We start from the raw sequence: 15,227 nt of genomic DNA, 5'->3' as shown, positions 1-15,227 counted from the left end.
CGAACGGATGCGAACAAGCGAGGTGATGCCTATCGAAAGAACAGCAGCACAGCGACTCCCGCGCACGGCGCCGGACGTGTCCGATCCGCGAGCCTGCTTCTCGGCACCGTAACGCCCGCGAGCGTCACCGCGGGCAGTGCCCGGCCATGCACATGGCGATGACGGCCCGGACACCACGCCCGGCTCGGCGCGAAGCCGCTGAAACCATGAAGTCATGAGGTTCGGATCCCTTCTACGCCGGGTGGGCCCGCACAGCAGCGGGCTCGCGGGCCCGCCCGGCGTTCTCCTGTCTCAGGGCAGGGTCGTGATCGTGCCCGCCGAGACCAGTGACTGGTAGTAGCCGCCGCCGGGATAGAGGTCGGCGGTCTTGGCTCCGCTCACGAAATCACCGGCCCAGCCGATCGAAAGATGTTGCAGGGCATCGATGTTCTTGGCCTGCGGGGTGCCGCAGGCCACCTTGTCCGGTGTCGGCGCGCTCGCGCCCTCGACGTCGATGTGCGCGCCGGAGGTGAGGCGCACGCCGAGGAACGGCCGGTGCAGCTGATCGATCAAAACCTGGGTGCCGGCGCCGTCGCGATTGCAGGTGTAGGGCGGCGCGGTGACGGCCAGGATCGGCAGGGTGGTGTTGTCGAGGTGGTTGAGCGCGCTGCTCAGGTTGCTGCCGATGAAGCTCTTCACCGGGTCGTAGAGGATTTCACCGCGCAGGTTGGCGAAGGCGCCCGGATAGTCCGCGCGCAGCGCCTGGGTCACGTACGGCACGGCCTCACCGCCCGCGGAGTGCCCCGCGAAGACCCACGCGGTCGGCAGCGTCACGTCGGTGCGACCCGCTTTGGCCCGCGCGTCGGTGAAACTCCGGCCGAGCTTGTCGCCGAGGTCGTTCGACTTGCCGAACAGGTCCGCCACATTGTGCAGGAAATCGGTGTTGTTGCCGAGGTTTTCGAGGGTGCAGCCGAAGAGGTTGGCGGTCGGCAGGGTCGGCGCGAAGACCAGGAAGCCCTGCGCGGCGAACTTGCGGGCGGTGTCGGCGACCGAGTCGTTGGAGCTGGCGAAACCGTGCTGCAACCAGACCAGCGCCTTGGGCGTTCCGGTCGGGAAGTACCAGTTGCTGCTCTGATGCAACGTGGTGAAGGCGCAGCGGATGTCGACGGTGTTCGCGACGAAGCCGACGGCACTGTCGGCGTTCGCCATCGGTGTATCTGAGCCGGTGTAGGCGGCGAGGGCGACCACGGCGGAGGCCGCGACCGCCATCAGGCGTCGAATGTTCAAGGGACTTTCCTGTTCCTCATCGAGATGTGGATGACTTGCGTTGCCGCAGCAGCAGATACGTCAGGGCGGCCGCGAGCAGGATGACCACGACGACTCCGGCGATGATCTCGCCGACGTGGGAGTCGCGCGAGTCCGATTGCTGGGCAGCCGGTTTCGCGGTCGGGGCGGTCCCGAAGGTGAGCGGGACGGAGGTGAGGATCGCGGTCGGGTTGGTGAGGCTGGTGACGGCGAGGGTGCACGCGCCGGGTGCGGAGGTGCAGTCGACGCCGCCGACCGAGGCGGTCAGCACGATGGTGCGGCCGCGTTGGCCGGGTTGCCACACGCCCTGCGCGTCGGCGTTGCCGAGCAGGGAGCGATCCAGCTGGCAGTCGGACGCGGCGGCGATGGCCGGTTTGCATTGGCCGATGGCCACATTGGGCAGATTGGCGGGCAGGCCGTCGAGGGCGATGGTGATCACCTCGCCGACGCTCACCTCCCCGCCGGGTGTCGGGTGCAGTGCGGGTGCGGCGCCGGCGGAGGGCGCGGTGGCGAGCAGCGCGGCGGCCGTGACCGCCGCGCCCACCACACCCCGGAGGATGTCGTGTCTCATGGTGTCCTCACCCGAAGCTGAGCGGCACCGAGGCCAGGATGTTGTTGGGATCGGTCAGGCTGGTCACGGAGATCGTGCACGCACCCGCCGCCGCGGTACAGTCCACGCCGCCGATCGACGCCACCAGCGTGATGCCGCCGCCGGACCAATTGCCCTGCGCGTCAGCGGTTCCCAGCAGCGAGCCGCCGAGGTTGCAGTCCGACGGCCCGGAGATCTGCGCCTTGCACTGGCCGACCGCCACCGATGCCAGGTTCGGCGGGAGCCCGCTCACCGAGACGCCGATGGTCTGCCCGGCCGAGACGCCCCACGCCTGGCTCACGTCCACCGAGGCCGCCTGTGCGCTGGTCGCGCCGCCGAACATGGCCAGGGCGGTCAGGCCGGTGAGCACGGCGCCCAGTCGAGTTCCGTATCGAAACATGGTGTTTCCTTACCTTTCTTGCTGCCTGCGCCGATCGGCGAAGGCGATTGCGGCGACGATGACCAGCAGTCCCGCGGTCACCGACCACAGCGCCGTGGAGGGGCCCCGGGTATCGGTGGACGCGACCGTCGCGGAGGTGAGCGGGGGCGGCGAGGCCGCCGGTGTCAGCTGTGATCCGGCGAAGGACATCGCCACCGCGGCCGAGTTGGCCGCGATGACCGCCGCCGGCTCGGTACCCGGCAGGGGCGCGGCGGCCACCACGCATTGCTGACGGGTGCAGTCGATTTCCTTGAACCGCGCGTGCAGCGTGAGGGTCAGGGTCTTGAAACCGCCCTCGGCGTCGATATTGACGAAGGTGGCCCCGCCGTCGAGGTCGCAGTCCTTCAGGCCGTTGGTGAACCCCTGCTTGCACAGGCCCACCGCCACGGCCGCGAGCCCGGGTTGAAATCCGCTGCCGCTCACGGTGATCCGCTGCCCCTCGGCCAGGTCCGCGGTCGCGTTGATGTGCAGTGCGGCGGAAGCGCCGGGGTCGGCCGCGGCGAGACCGGTCGGCGCGGCCAGGGCGGCGGCGAGGGCGAACGCGGCACGGCCGCGCGTCCAGGCGTGGGTCATCGGGTGGCTCCTCGCGTCGAGAACCGGGTGGCGGTCAATGCGGCGGCCAGCACGGGGATGGCGAGCAGCGTCAGCGCGGACCCGGTCCCCCACACCCGACCGGCGCCGACGGCGGCCCCCAGACCGCACCCCGCCCCCAGCGCCAGCGCGAGCCCGGTCACCGCGGCCGAGGTCCACCGCTCGGCATCCGGAATGGACTGGCGCGCAGTCGAATCGGCGACGGCCATCGCTCCCACCCCGGACGCCACCGAGACCGTCAGACCGGTTGTGGCCTGCCATGCGCTCGGCGCGGTGGCGACGAGCACGAGACCGCCCGCCGCGAGAATCAACCACGCGGCCGGTGCGGTGATCAGCTTGTCGCCCAGCAGCGCGACGACCAGGGCCGCGGTCATGGCGACGGCGAGGTGCGCGGGTTGATCGACATCGAGCACACTCCACCGGAAAAGCAGCAGGTGCAGGGCGGGAAGCACCGCGCCTCCCGCCACGAAACCGATTGCGCCGTAGTGGATCAACGCCCAGCGCAGGCTCCGCGCACCGGCCCGCAGACCGCCATCGAAACCTGCGGTCGGCACCGGATTCAGCACCGCCGCAACCGATCCCGCCGCTGCGGCGATGCCGCCCGCGAGGGCCAATGCGATACCCGGTCGTTCGAAGAACTCCGCCGCTTCGAGTGCCCCGGCGAGAGCGCCCGCGGACATGGCCGTGTGGAATCCACGCACGCTCGCCTCGGCCAGCGCGGCCGCCAGCAGTGGCCCGGCCGCCAGCCCGGTCGCGAGGACGCCGACGGTGAGGCCCCATACGGTCGAAATCAGCCCGGCGGCAAGCATTCCCGCACCCGCGACCAGTGCCGTGATCCCGATGCGCCGGCCGGATGACAGCAGCCGCCACCGGCGAGCGGGCGGGATCGCCGCGCAGCCGAGCGCCAGCGCGGTGAGCCCGATGTAGCCGACGACCGCGCCCGGCAGGCCGGTGGCCCCGCCGAGCGGTTTGCACAGCAGCGCGATCTCGATTCCGGCGGCGGGTCCGGCCGCCGCGGTGGCGATCAGCAGGAGCAGTGGTCCCACTCGCCTCACCTCCAAACACCCGTTTCGCACACCGAAACGCGGTTTCGCAGTTGCCATATTGAACCGTCGCCGACCATGGGTGTCAAGCGCGAATTCGCACGTAACCGCCTGGAAACAGGCGCTTTTGGAATGCCGCCGGACCGCCGCGGGAAATCTTCGCCCGTCCACTGGACAGATTCCGGAGACCGGTACAGAATCGGAAACAGTGTTTCGATCTCCGAAACACTGTGGATCAGGAGGTGCGCGTTCATGACGCGAGTCGCCGCCGCCCAGCTCGCCGCCGGCACCGATGTCGCGGTCAACCTCGAGACCTGCCTGCGCATGATCGACGCCGCCGCGGCGGACGGGGCCGAACTGCTGGTGCTGCCCGAGTTCTGTAACCACCTATCGTGGTACACCGACCGGTCTCACGCGCGCCGAATGGCCTGCCGGTTGGGGGATTCCTTCCTCATCGCCGTCGCCGAGCGCGCCGCCCGGCACCGCCTGTATCTCAAGATCGGCGTCACCCTGGCCCGCGCCGCTGGCCGCACCACCGCGACCAGCCTGCTCTACGGGCCCGACGGCAGCCTGCTCGGTGAATCCGACAAGCAAATCCTCATGGGCGCGGAGAACGACTATCTCGACCGTGGCGACACCGATTCCGAGGTCGTCGACACCCCGCTTGGCCGCCTCGGCCTGTACGCGTGCATGGAGGGCGTGATCTGCGAGGTGCCGCGCTCGCTGGCGGTGCGCGGTGCGCAACTGCTGCTCAACAGCCTCAACTCCTTCGCCACCGACGAAGCGAGCCTGCACATTCCGGTGCGCGCGGCAGAGAACAAGGTGTGGGTGATCGCCGCCAACAAGGTGGGCCCGCTGCTGCCGGAAGACCAATTGCCCGCCATCGCCGCGAAACTCGGCGTGCCCGCCGATCGGCTGCACGGTGCGGGCGAGAGCCAGATCGTGGCCCCGGACGGCACCACCGTGGCCAAGGCCGCTCCGACCGGCGAGGCCCTGGTGGTGGCGGACGTCGATATTCGCCGTGCCGACGACAAGCACCGGCCCGACGGCACCGATCTGCTCGCCGCGCGCCGCCCCCGGGTCTACGCCCCGCTGCTGACCGCGACGAACAGCGCGCGCACCACCACGGCCGCGGAGACCCAGCGGGTCGCCGTGACGCTGCCCGATATCGATCTCATCGCCGAAACGGCTGCCGCCGGTGCGCAACTGATCGTGGTACCCGAATGCCTCTCGAAACCCTTGGCGGTCACCGCCGTGGTCGCGGCGCTGCGTGGCTCGCAAGCGCATGCGGTATTGACCACGGGGTCCGGCGGCGCGCATGTCGGACTGCTCGTCAACGCCGAGGGCGTGCGCGGCAGGCAACCCCAGCTGCATCGCACCCGCCGCTACCCCTGGCTCACCGAGCTCGGCTCCCGGCTCGAGGTCTTCGAGACGCCGTGGGCCCGGCTGGCCCTGGTGGTCGGCGACGACGCGCTGTTCCCGGAGACCTTCCGGCTGGCCGCGCTCGCCGACGCCGATGTGGTGGCCGTCGCGCACGCGCCCGCCGAGCCCTGGGAGCACCGGCTCGGCCTGCCCGAACGCGCGGCCGAGAATCGGGTGAACATCGTTGCCGCGGGCCTGGATCCGGCCGGTGGGCTCGCCGCGGCCGTCTATGCGCTGAGCCCCGATTTCACCCTCTGGACGCCCTGGCAGGGCCCGTTCACCGGTGTCATCAGTCACCCGGAGGTGTTCGCCGCGCCGCCGGGTGCGGACCGCCTGATCGCTACCGTCCGCCCGGCGCAAGCAAGCAATCGCCGCGTGTCCCGGGGCACCGATCTGGTGGCGGGCCGACCGCTCGCCGCCACCGCCGCCCTCACGCGCGAATCAGTGACCGCGACAACCGAACCGGAGCTGCCATGAAGGAAACCCTCCAACACGTCGAGCAGATGGTCGACGAGAACCCCAGAACCGATGTGACCGAGACCTTTCGGGAGTGGCAGGAGTTGCTGGCGCGGTTGAAGACGCGCATCGAGGCACGCTTCGAGCTCACGCGCGACCCCTCGACCATCGATCTGGACTCCTACGGCAGCGCCGAGAGCGGCCCGTCCGGCAGCCTGGCCGCCTATTCCGGCCCGGAGATCGACTGGCTGGTGCACTCCTGGATCGGTGATCCCGCAACGGGTTTCGTGAACATGCACCTCACCGCGTGGCTGGGTCCGCAGGTGCGGGTGCCGCATCTGGGGTCGGCGCTGCTGCTGTGGCCGGAGGGCTGGTTCTATGTGGACGGGGTGCCGCGCGGCGACCTGGTCGGCGACGGCGACTACTACGACCGCTATTACGCCGACGCCGATGCGCCGTGGCTGACCTTCAAACAGGACCACCCTGACTTCACCTGGTTCACCAGTCGCACCGGGTTCATCCGAGCCAGCCTGTCCCCCACCGCCTACTGCTACTCGTTCCCGCCGACCCGGCCCAATCTCGACACCGTGGCCGAGCTGCTCACCGTGAAGGTCGAGCAGTGGCTGGGCTGGGTGGACGCCGCCGAGACCGTCCCGGAGGCCGAGCGCGCCGACCTGGCCGCGCGCGATCTGCGGGTCCGCCGCAATATCGCCGAACGCGATCCGGCGAATGTGATGGGCGAGCGCATGTTCGGACCCGAGCTGACCCAGCGCCTGGTGCGCGCCCTGTGGGGCGGCGACCGCGTGCTGCCGCGGCCGGTGGGGTGAGCGATGACCCTGATCCGTTCCCTGTGGTGGTCGGTCCGCACCGACGGCGACGCGCCGTTCGACACCGCCCATCTGAAGATCTACTACCCGGCCGTCGCCACCGGCGACGACGCCGAACGACTCACCGGCGTGTTCGCGCCCGATCAGGCCGGCGCACCGTACCCGGTGGTGGTGTTCCTGTCCGGGGTCAATGTCGGCCAGGACTCCTATCGCCGCTTCGCCACCGCCATCGCCGAATCCGGTTTCGTGGTGGTCACTTTCGATCGGGTGGCCGAGTTGTTCGGCGGGCAGCGCGGCCTCACGCCCGGCGTGGATCTGGCGGCCGCGCGCCCCGACGCCTACGGCACCCGGCCCACCTGCCCGAGCATTCCCGCCATTCTCACGGGCCTGGCCGAGCTCAACGAGACCGAACCCTTGCGCGGCGCACTGGATCTCGACCGCGTCGCGCTGGGCGGGCACTCGGCGGGCGGCACCGTGGTGTTGCAGTCGGCGCGCTACTTCCCTTCCGTGCGCGCGGTTTTCGCGTGGGGCGCGCACACCATGGTCGCCACCATGCTCGGCTGGGATCCGGGCACCGTGCTTCCCGCCCAGGTCCGATGTCCGGTGCTGCTGGGTGTCGGCACCGAGGACGGCGTCATCAAGGGCAGCGCCGACCGCTACGGCGAGGGCGAGGACCGGCCGGACCCGGTGCAGCGCACCTTCACCGAGGCGCTGCCCGACGGCGAGCATCTGCTGGCGGTGGTGCCGGGCGCCAATCACTTCGCGATCGCCGACGCCGACCCCACCGCCGCGCGTGCGTTCCTCGACGGGCTCGGCGACACCGACGCCTGTGCCAGATTCGCCCACCTGACCACCTTGTTCCTGCACGCCCACCTGCGCGGTTCACCGGCCGCGCGGGACGAATTGGCCGGGTTCGACGACGGCATGCTGCTGAAACGGCGCTGAGGAGATCACATTGCTCAAGAACTTCTGGTACGCCGTCGAATTCGGTAGCCGCGTCGGCCGTCAGCCCCGCAAGGTGACCTGCCTGGGCCAGGATTTCGTGCTCTACCGCACCGAATCCGGTGCGGTGGTCTGCCTGTCGGATCTGTGCGTGCACCGCGGCGGCGCGCTGTCGATGGGCAAGGTCACCGGGGACTGCATCACCTGCCCGTATCACGGGTGGCAGTACGACTCCGCCGGGGTGTGCGTGCGCATCCCGGCCAACGCGCCCGAGCGCACCATTCCCCGCAAGGCGCGGGTGGACGCGTATCCGACCGCGGAACGCTACGGCATGGTGTGGGCGTTCCTCGGCGATCTGCCCGAGGCGGAGCGCCCGCCCATTCCCGAGATCCCGCAGTGGGGTGATCCGGCCTTCCGCGCGGTCGAGTACGAGATGGTGGTCGACGCCAATTACGAGCGCACCTTCGAGAATGTCGTCGACGCCTCGCACACCCCGTTCGTGCACGGCACCGCCTTCGGCAATCCGGACAAGCCCGAGATCCCCGATTTCCGGGTGCGGCAGACGGACTGGTCGGCCGAGGCCGATATCGAGCTGAGCCCGCCCCCGCCGAAAGGGCTGTGGGGCTTGCTCTTCCGCGGCAAGCCGCGCGCGGAGTACGTGACCGTCACCAATGCCTGGTATCTGCCCAATATCGTGAAGCTGCATGTCCGGCTGCCGATCGGCGATCTACTGCTCTACGACTTCAACATTCCGCTGTCGCAGGACCGCACCCTGGTGAAGATCCTCGGCTTCCGCAACTTCTTCACCGGCGGCTGGGCCGACGCCAATACCCGCAAACGCATCGAGAAGATCCTCTTACAGGACCGGCCGGTGGTGGAATCGCAACGGCCCGAACTGCTTCCCTTCGATCTGTCCGACGAGCTGCACGTGCGCAGCGACGCCCTGCAGGTCGCCTACCGTCGCCGGCGCAGCCAGCTGATCAAGCAGGGCTGGTGGGTCGGCGGCGACGACATCATCACCGGTGACGCGCCCCGGCGCACCGCCACCGTCATCGCCTCGCCCGCGCGCCGCGACAATCCCGAACTGGCCAGCGCCTGGGTGCACAAGGCCCGCAATGGAGGACAACCGCATGACCCTGCCGGCCGCGCTCAGTGAGCGCACCCTCGAAACCATCTCCAGCACACTGGGTTTGACCGTCACCGAGGATGTGGCGTTGACCAGCGCCATGTCCCCGGATCCGGTGGGGCGGCTGCGTGTGCTGCGCGGCAGGCCCATAGACAAGGCGGTGACGGTCGATCTGGTGGTGCCGCCCATCGGGCTGGACAGCCACATGATCTTCGCCTTCACCCGAAGCGATTCGGCCGTACCGCATTTCACGCTGGACTCGGTGTACGGCGGCGAGTACTACGCCATGCACCTGGATCTGATTCCGCGCGCCGATCTGGCCGTGCACCTGGACTATCTCGATGCCGCCTACCTGCCGTTGACGCCGCTGCTGGACGCGGCCTGGCAGCTCGAGGGGGTGTCGGCGGCGGCGATCGGGCCGCGGCAGCGGGCGCTCATGTCGCCGTGGATGGTGGTGTGCCGGGCCGACGAGTCCGCCTTCGGCGAGCTGAGCGGCACCGTGGACGCGTATCTGCGGCACTGGCTCACGCTGGTGGACAAGGGCGTTCCCGCGGTGGACACCGATCTGGCGGCGCGCGACCGCGCCAACCGCGCGAATCTGTTCAACCCGCAGGTGGATCCGGTGTGGGGACAGGTCACCCGGCTGCTGGGCAGCGAACAGTCCGAACGGGTACGCGGGGAGCTGCAAGCATGAGCGTTCAGGCGAAACCCAGTGTGTTCCAGGAGCGTATCGCCGGGGAATGGGTGGGGCGGCCCTCTCTGTTCGACGCCGAGGGCGTGTGGCTCGGATTCGAGGACATCCGCCGCTCGTCGGTCTTCGAGAGCGGGGAGATCACCTACCTCATGGACGGCGGGCTGAGCGGCGGCGGAAAGCTGGCCGGGCGGTTCACCCTCGGTGCGCCGTTCGCGTTCGGGGTGCTCGACCGCGACGGGGATCGGATCTATACAGGGCCGGACTTCTACGGGTCCGGGCAGCCCTACGGCGGTTTCGTGGACGCGCACTACTACGGGCCCGGCTGGCAGGTCTCGCTCAACACCTGGAATCAGACCCTCGGCGATATGCAGGCGTACTCCTCTGTGCTGTATCAGGGTCCGGCCGTCGTCGGCGTGTTCGATGGCGTCTACACCCGCGATCCCGCGCTCGTGCAGGAACGCATCGCCACCGAAACCCGCTGCGGTGCGGTGACATTCACCCTGCCCACCAAGGACGAGAGCCGCTTCGCCGGTGACCTCGAGGTGTGGTCCGCCGATCAGGTCGAGCTGGGCAAGACCCGCATGTCGCTGACCGTCGACCCGCTCGGCCTGCTGACGGCCGAACATCACCTGACCATGTCCGGGGTCCTCGATTCCGACGTTCGCACCACCGTGCGCCGCGACGGCGCGCGCTCGTTCCACGAAGGCCCCGACCTCTGGGGCAATGGACAGGCGTACGGCCGCGTCAATTTCGTGCTCCTGCACCTGACCGACGGTCGGCGGCTGGTGGGCCGCGAATTCATGCTCGACGCCGAGCCGGGGATGGGACCGGGTTCGCGGCTGGCCGTGGTGTATCAGCTGTTCGAGCGCAATCGGCTGGCGGTGGTCGTGCACGGCGTCCTGGAACGCGCATGAGCACGGGCGCACGCACTGTCGTCATCACCGGCGGCACGCGCGGCATCGGGCTCGGGATGGCGCGGGCACTGCTCGCCGACGGGCATCGGGTTGCGTTGTGCGGCACCGATATCGAACGCATCGAGAAGGTGCGCGCCGAACTGGACGGGCCCGCGCTGGTCGTGCCCGCCGACGTCACCGACCGCGAGCAGGTGCGTGAGCTGTGGGACGCCGCGGTGCAACGCTTCGGCGGCGTGGACGTGTGGATCAACAACGCGGGCGTAACGCACACCCGCACCCCGCTGTGGTCACTACCGGCCGGCGAGGCACGGAAAGTGGTGGACACCAACCTGATCGGTGTCGTGAACGGCTGCGCGGTCGCCATCGCGGGCATGGCCGAGGCCGGTGGCGGGCACGTGTGGAACATGGAGGGGCTCGGCAGCGACGGCCGCTCGGTGGCGGGCCTGACCGGATACGGCGCGACCAAACGCGCGGTCACCTATCTCACCGAGGGGCTGGCCAAGGAGATGCCTTCCAGAGTATCGATCGGGCTGCTCAGTCCCGGGATGGTCGTGACCGATCTGCTCACCCACGGCTACGACGACGAGGCCGAACTCGCCAAGGCGCGCAAGGTGTTCAACGTTCTCGCCGACAGGGTCGAGACCGTCGCGCCCTGGCTGGCGCGGCGGGCGGTCACCGAGACCCGCAATGGCGTACGCGTGGCCTGGCTGACGCCGGGCAAGGTGATGCGCCGCTTCGCGGCCGCGCCGTTCCGCCACCGCGACCTGTTCGCCGCCCCCGAAACCGCCTGACCTACCGGAGAATCCATGCCCGACGTCCTGGGCTGGCGCGCCAAGTTCGGTGTGCTCGCACCCTCCACCAATACCGTCGTCGAACCCGATTTCGCCCGTATGGGTGTGCCGGGGGTGACCGCCCACTTCGGGCGCATCCACATCCGCGACCAGAACATGAGCGACGACGCCGGCATGGGCCGGCTGCTCGAGCAGATCCGCGCCGAGCTGACCGCCACCTGCGAACGCATCATGACCTGCGAACCCGACTACATGGTCATGGGCATGTCCGCCGAAACCTTCTGGGGCGGAGTCGAAGGCAACCGGCGCTTCGTGCGCCAGATCCAGGAGGCGACCGGGCTGGAGGTGGCCACCGGCGCGGAGGCCTGCCGCCGCGGACTGGAACTGTACAAAGCCAAGCGCATCGGTGTGGTCACCCCGTATCAGCCGGTCGGCGACGAGAACGTGGTGCGCTTCTTCGGCGAGCTCGGCTTCGACGTCGAAGCGATCCGCGGACTGCGCTGCCCCACCGCGGTATCCATCGCCCATGTCACCGAGGCCGAATTGCGGGCCGCGCTGCGCGAGGTCGACGGCGACGGCATCGACGCCCTCGTCCAGTGCGGCACCAATCTGTCCATGGTCGGGCTGGCCGACGAGGCCGAACGCTGGCTCGGCAAACCGGTACTCGCCATCAATGCCGCCACCTGGTGGATGGCATTGCGCGACAACGGCATCACCGACCGCGTCGAGGGCGCGGGCGGGCTGCTGCGCGACCACTGAGCCCATCCACCGAGGGAGAACCACCGTGACCACGAGATCCCGGATTGTCACGCGAATCATGCTGAGCATCTTGATGTTCGGCGGAGTCACGGCGATGTCGCCCTTACTCGCGACGGCCGCGCCGCCGGGGCCGATCCGCGTGGCCGCCGACATCGATATCGATTGCGCCGGAATGGATCTGCGCCAAGATGCCGACTGGTATTTCCCCACCGGTGAGCCGCGCGGCCTGGTCGTGCTGCTACATGGTTTCGGAGCTACCAAGGACCAGTACCGCGAGCTGGCCACCGCGCTGGCCGCCGCCGGTGATCTGGTCTTCGTCCCGACCCTGCCCTTGATGGATCCGAGCGGCTGTGCACTGTCGAGCGTCATCCCCAACCGCGGCTTCCTCGACGGTCTCGCGGGGCTGCTCGGCACCGATGGGGAGCTGCGACGCAGCTTCCGGGCTGCCGCGAACCAAGTCGGCCGTGCCGCCCTCGCGCTCCCGAATCGCATGGTGCTGATGGGCCATTCGGCCGGTGGCGACGCGGTGTTCGGCATCGCCGCCCGGCTCGTCACCACCTACCCCAGCGCCCCGATCCACCTCGCCGGACTCGTTCAGCTCGATCCTGTGCTCGGCATCGACACCTCGGTCACCGACGATGCGCTCACCGCGCTCGCATCCACCGACCTGCCCGTCCGCCTGATCACCACACCGCCGTCCCTGTGCAACAACAGCGGTTCGGCCACCGCCGCCGCGAAAACCCGCCTGCCGGGCCGATTCCTGGGCATCCAGCTGACCACCGGCAGCCACGTCGACGCGCTCGGCACCGGCGACGCCACGGTGGCCGCGGCCGCGGGCCTGCTGTGCGGCACGGTCACCGACCGCAATGCCGGGCTGACCAGAACCTTCGCCACGGCCTGGGCCCGCGATGAACTCACTGCGGACGGATCTCCCGATTTCTACCCGGGCGGCGGGTATTACGACGGCGAGGCCGCGGCGGGCGAGATACAGACCCTCCTCGGCCGCTGACGATGCGAACCGCCGGGTGTGCACACCCGGCGGTATCGCGCGACTACTGATGGGTCGGATCCGCCCATTCCCCAATGGATTTGGAGCGCACCGGGCTGATGAAGCGGGGTGCCGCGCTGTGCGGGAAGCCCTCGCCCCAGTTGGTGGGGTCGCCGGTCATGACGACCCTGGCGTTATCGGTGTACCAGTCGACGAGGTCGGCGTCGGAGCGGACGATCCAGGTACAGCCGCGTTCGGCGTCGGCGGTGAAGTCGCCGTGGCGGATGAACGGCGGCCGCCAGAAATAGGTGCCCGGCCACATGCTGCCGAAGTTGTACTCGAAACCGCCGTCGAGGCAGTAGGCCTCCTCGCTGCACGGGTGATGCGCCAGCGGCATTTCCCGCCAGCCCGGCTTGGCCTTGATCAGGCGGGTGTAGAAGCCGGTCTTCTCGTCGCGGTGCAGCAGTTTGATGTAGAGCCCGGGGACAGGGGTGCCGCCGAGGTCGAACCGCATCGGACTGCCGTCCTTGACGTCGATCCAGGGCATGGCCGCGGAGTCGCGGACGACGAGTTTCTGGTCTGGGCGGACGAATTCGCGGTCGTTGTCGGCGGGTTCGAAATCCCAGCCGCCGCGTTCGCGGAACAGCAGGATCTCGGTGCCTGCCGCGACACGCAGCGACGGGGTCAACACACCGGCGGGTGCCGTCCAGAACCCTTCGGGGCCGAGTTCGGTGTCGCCGATGGTGACTCGCCCCGACAGCACGAACCATTCGGTGTCGGCGGTGTGGACTCCGGCGGGCCGGGTCCAGTCGCTGGTGAAGCGCACCTTCAGTGACGCCGAGCCGTCCTCCTCGTCGTAACTCAGATTGCGTTGCTCGGCAATGCCTTCGGCGTTCGTGAATTCGGCGACATGCCAGATGAGGTCTTTTTCGTCGATCAGTTCGACATGGGGACGCATGAATCCTCCTGCGGGAAGCGATGTTTCCGATACAGAATGTAGTGCTTATCAATAACCAAAACAAGATGTATCGTTTATTTCGTGAGCAGACCAGGACGCCCGGCGGGCCCCGCCACCGACACCGCAGAGATCGTGCTGACCGCAGCGCTGGAGTTGATCCTCACCGAGGGCGCCGCGGCGCTGACTCCGCAACGGCTGCACGGCATTACGGGTGTCGCGCGCACCACGATCTACCGGCACTGGCCCACCCCGCGCGACTTCCTCGCCGCTCTCATCGCGGTCGCACCCCATCCCGCACCCGAGCCCACCGGCGACGCCGTGACCGATCTGCACGCCGCGGTCGACTCGCTGTGTGATCGCCTGCGCGACAAGCCCGTCGCCGCGTTCCTGCGCGCCCTGGTGACCGCCTCGGCCACCGATCCCGCCTGCGCCGAACTGCGGCAGCGCTACGTCGACGATCTGCTCGACCCCATCCGCGCGGCCGTGCGCGCGGCGGGTGTCACGGGCGAACCGGTCGTCGAGGAGACCGCGATGGCCATCGTCGCGCCGCTGCTGCTGGACGTCCTGCTGCTGGAACGCCCGGCCGATCGCGAGCGCGCGCATCGGGCGGTGTCGGATGCGCTGTCCCGCAACGCACTCCACCCGAACTGACGATCGAAGAGCACAAAGAGGAATACCATGACCAACGCCGTCGGGACCCGCGCCGTCTTCGGCGTGATCGTGCCCAGCACGAACACCGTTGTCGAACACGACTATTGGCGCGCCGGGCTGCCCGGCATCGCCTACCGGGCCGGATCCATGTACATCCCCGATCCCGTCATGGGCGATGACGACGACTTCCAGGCGCTACTGGTCCAGATTCGCGCCTCCATCGACACCGCGGTGCGCGACGCGCTGACCGCCGAACCGGACCGCATGGTCATGGGCATGTCCGCCGAAACCTTCTGGGGCGGAGTCGAAGGCAATGCGGCCTTCGAACGGCGCCTGCGCGCGCGAACCGGCCTGCCGGTCACCACCGGCGCGAGTTCGTGCCGCGCGGCACTGCGCGAGCTCGGCTGCCGCCGCATCGCGGTCTTCTCCCCCTACCAGCCCATCGCCGACCGCGAGGTGGGCCGCTTCTTCACCGAGGCCGGTTTCGACGTCGCCGCCATCACCGGCCTGCGCTGCCCGACCGCCATGGATATCGCCAAGGTCGGCCCCGACCGGCTGCGCGGGGTCGTGGCCACCCTCGACGCCCCCGATGTGGACGCCATCGTCCAAGTGGGCACCAACCTTTCGTTCGTCGGCCTCGCCGACGAACTCGAGCGTGAACTCGGCAAACCGGTGATCGCGATCAACGCCGCGACCCTGTGGCACGCGCTACGCGACCACGGCCTCGACGACCGGGTGGAGGGCGCGGGCCGG

Annotated in this window: 17 protein-coding genes; 11 read left to right on the top strand and 6 right to left on the bottom strand. The window is 69.3% G+C overall.

Annotated features, from left to right (window positions below; genetic code table 11):
* Positions 1 to 291 precede the first annotated feature (291 nt).
* From ON43_RS40980 to ON43_RS45395, 5 genes are read right to left on the bottom strand one after another with little or no spacing between them, the layout of a single operon-like run.
* Entirely contained in the window at positions 292 to 1,266 is a 975-nt protein-coding gene (locus ON43_RS40980; RefSeq protein WP_083914353.1) for an alpha/beta hydrolase, read from the bottom strand.
* Positions 1,267 to 1,282: 16 nt separating this feature from the next.
* Positions 1,283 to 1,855, bottom strand: a complete 573-nt coding sequence (locus ON43_RS40975) for a hypothetical protein (protein ID WP_157514444.1) — start codon at positions 1,853 to 1,855, stop codon at positions 1,283 to 1,285.
* 7 nt (positions 1,856 to 1,862) lie between these two features.
* The gene (locus ON43_RS40970; protein ID WP_083914350.1) at positions 1,863 to 2,273 is read right to left on the bottom strand and encodes a neocarzinostatin apoprotein domain-containing protein; all 411 of its coding nucleotides are present in this window, start codon (positions 2,271 to 2,273) and stop codon (positions 1,863 to 1,865) included.
* A gap of 9 nt (positions 2,274 to 2,282) precedes the next feature.
* Positions 2,283 to 2,885: a neocarzinostatin apoprotein domain-containing protein gene (locus tag ON43_RS45400; RefSeq protein ID WP_040816420.1), complete on the bottom strand. Its 603-nt coding sequence runs from the start codon at positions 2,883 to 2,885 to the stop codon at positions 2,283 to 2,285.
* A complete protein-coding gene (locus tag ON43_RS45395) occupies positions 2,882 to 3,949 on the bottom strand; it encodes a hypothetical protein (RefSeq protein ID WP_040816418.1) in 1,068 nt (355 codons plus the stop codon). Before ON43_RS45395 ends, ON43_RS45400 begins: the two co-directional genes overlap by 4 nt.
* Positions 3,950 to 4,198: 249 nt before the next feature.
* Here ON43_RS45395 and ON43_RS40955 point away from each other — a divergent pair, with 249 nt between their 5' ends.
* Genes ON43_RS40955 through ON43_RS40915 form a run of 9 tightly spaced genes read left to right on the top strand, consistent with a single transcriptional unit; the run spans position 4,199 to position 12,886 of the window.
* Entirely contained in the window at positions 4,199 to 5,845 is a 1,647-nt protein-coding gene (locus ON43_RS40955; protein ID WP_040816416.1) for a nitrilase-related carbon-nitrogen hydrolase, read from the top strand.
* A complete protein-coding gene (locus tag ON43_RS40950; protein WP_051180178.1) occupies positions 5,842 to 6,651 on the top strand; it encodes an oxidoreductase in 810 nt (269 codons plus the stop codon). The genes ON43_RS40955 and ON43_RS40950 overlap by 4 nt, the downstream gene beginning before the upstream one ends.
* A 3-nt stretch (positions 6,652 to 6,654) precedes the next feature.
* Entirely contained in the window at positions 6,655 to 7,596 is a 942-nt protein-coding gene (locus tag ON43_RS40945; protein WP_040816414.1) for an alpha/beta hydrolase family protein, read from the top strand.
* A 10-nt stretch (positions 7,597 to 7,606) separates the two neighbouring features.
* Positions 7,607 to 8,749 carry an aromatic ring-hydroxylating dioxygenase subunit alpha gene (locus tag ON43_RS40940; RefSeq protein ID WP_040816412.1) on the top strand — a complete coding sequence of 381 codons (1,143 nt, stop codon included), beginning with the start codon at positions 7,607 to 7,609 and terminating at the stop codon, positions 8,747 to 8,749.
* Positions 8,724 to 9,413, top strand: coding sequence for a hypothetical protein (locus ON43_RS40935; protein ID WP_040816544.1), 690 nt, complete (start codon positions 8,724 to 8,726; stop codon positions 9,411 to 9,413). Before ON43_RS40940 ends, ON43_RS40935 begins: the two co-directional genes overlap by 26 nt.
* The gene (locus ON43_RS40930; protein ID WP_040816411.1) at positions 9,410 to 10,327 is read left to right on the top strand and encodes a hypothetical protein; all 918 of its coding nucleotides are present in this window, start codon (positions 9,410 to 9,412) and stop codon (positions 10,325 to 10,327) included. Before ON43_RS40935 ends, ON43_RS40930 begins: the two co-directional genes overlap by 4 nt.
* Positions 10,324 to 11,118 (top strand): SDR family oxidoreductase, encoded by a 795-nt coding sequence (locus ON43_RS40925; RefSeq protein WP_040816409.1) that lies wholly within the window; start codon positions 10,324 to 10,326, stop codon positions 11,116 to 11,118. Before ON43_RS40930 ends, ON43_RS40925 begins: the two co-directional genes overlap by 4 nt.
* Positions 11,119 to 11,133: 15 nt before the next feature.
* Positions 11,134 to 11,877, top strand: a complete 744-nt coding sequence (locus ON43_RS40920; RefSeq protein ID WP_040816407.1) for a maleate cis-trans isomerase family protein — start codon at positions 11,134 to 11,136, stop codon at positions 11,875 to 11,877.
* A 25-nt stretch (positions 11,878 to 11,902) separates the two neighbouring features.
* Positions 11,903 to 12,886 carry a serine aminopeptidase domain-containing protein gene (locus tag ON43_RS40915; protein WP_157514443.1) on the top strand — a complete coding sequence of 328 codons (984 nt, stop codon included), beginning with the start codon at positions 11,903 to 11,905 and terminating at the stop codon, positions 12,884 to 12,886.
* Between the two features lie 43 nt (positions 12,887 to 12,929).
* Here the strand turns inward: ON43_RS40915 and ON43_RS40910 are convergent, their stop codons facing one another.
* Positions 12,930 to 13,823, bottom strand: a complete 894-nt coding sequence (locus ON43_RS40910) for a DUF4437 domain-containing protein (protein ID WP_040816403.1) — start codon at positions 13,821 to 13,823, stop codon at positions 12,930 to 12,932.
* An 81-nt stretch (positions 13,824 to 13,904) separates the two neighbouring features.
* On the opposite strand from ON43_RS40910, the gene ON43_RS40905 reads away from it, so the two are divergent.
* Positions 13,905 to 14,474: a TetR/AcrR family transcriptional regulator gene (locus ON43_RS40905; RefSeq protein ID WP_040816401.1), complete on the top strand. Its 570-nt coding sequence runs from the start codon at positions 13,905 to 13,907 to the stop codon at positions 14,472 to 14,474.
* Positions 14,475 to 14,501: 27 nt separating this feature from the next.
* On the top strand, positions 14,502 to 15,227 hold a 726-nt coding region (locus ON43_RS40900), incomplete at its 3' end, for a maleate cis-trans isomerase family protein (RefSeq protein ID WP_040816399.1).

This window comes from Nocardia concava NBRC 100430 (assembly GCF_000308815.1).
In the GTDB taxonomy this organism is placed as follows: Bacteria; Actinomycetota; Actinomycetes; order Mycobacteriales; family Mycobacteriaceae; genus Nocardia; species Nocardia concava.
Note: the sequence above shows the minus strand (reverse complement) of the source record. Positions and strands in the feature narration are given on the sequence as shown.

Bases quoted from the DNA above. Each gene is read 5' to 3' on its own strand.
- ON43_RS45400 (WP_040816420.1), bottom strand. From the start codon at position 2,885: ATGACCCACGCCTGGACGCGCGGCCGTGCCGCGTTCGCCCTCGCCGCC.
- ON43_RS40970 (WP_083914350.1), bottom strand. From the start codon at position 2,273: ATGTTTCGATACGGAACTCGACTGGGCGCCGTGCTCACCGGCCTGACC.
- ON43_RS40930 (WP_040816411.1), top strand. From the start codon at position 9,410: ATGAGCGTTCAGGCGAAACCCAGTGTGTTCCAGGAGCGTATCGCCGGG.
- ON43_RS40925 (WP_040816409.1), top strand. From the start codon at position 10,324: ATGAGCACGGGCGCACGCACTGTCGTCATCACCGGCGGCACGCGCGGC.
- ON43_RS40910 (WP_040816403.1), bottom strand. From the start codon at position 13,823: ATGCGTCCCCATGTCGAACTGATCGACGAAAAAGACCTCATCTGGCAT.
- ON43_RS40935 (WP_040816544.1), top strand. From the start codon at position 8,724: ATGACCCTGCCGGCCGCGCTCAGTGAGCGCACCCTCGAAACCATCTCC.
- ON43_RS40950 (WP_051180178.1), top strand. From the start codon at position 5,842: ATGAAGGAAACCCTCCAACACGTCGAGCAGATGGTCGACGAGAACCCC.
- ON43_RS40975 (WP_157514444.1), bottom strand. From the start codon at position 1,855: ATGAGACACGACATCCTCCGGGGTGTGGTGGGCGCGGCGGTCACGGCC.
- ON43_RS40955 (WP_040816416.1), top strand. From the start codon at position 4,199: ATGACGCGAGTCGCCGCCGCCCAGCTCGCCGCCGGCACCGATGTCGCG.
- ON43_RS40920 (WP_040816407.1), top strand. From the start codon at position 11,134: ATGCCCGACGTCCTGGGCTGGCGCGCCAAGTTCGGTGTGCTCGCACCC.
- ON43_RS40945 (WP_040816414.1), top strand. From the start codon at position 6,655: ATGACCCTGATCCGTTCCCTGTGGTGGTCGGTCCGCACCGACGGCGAC.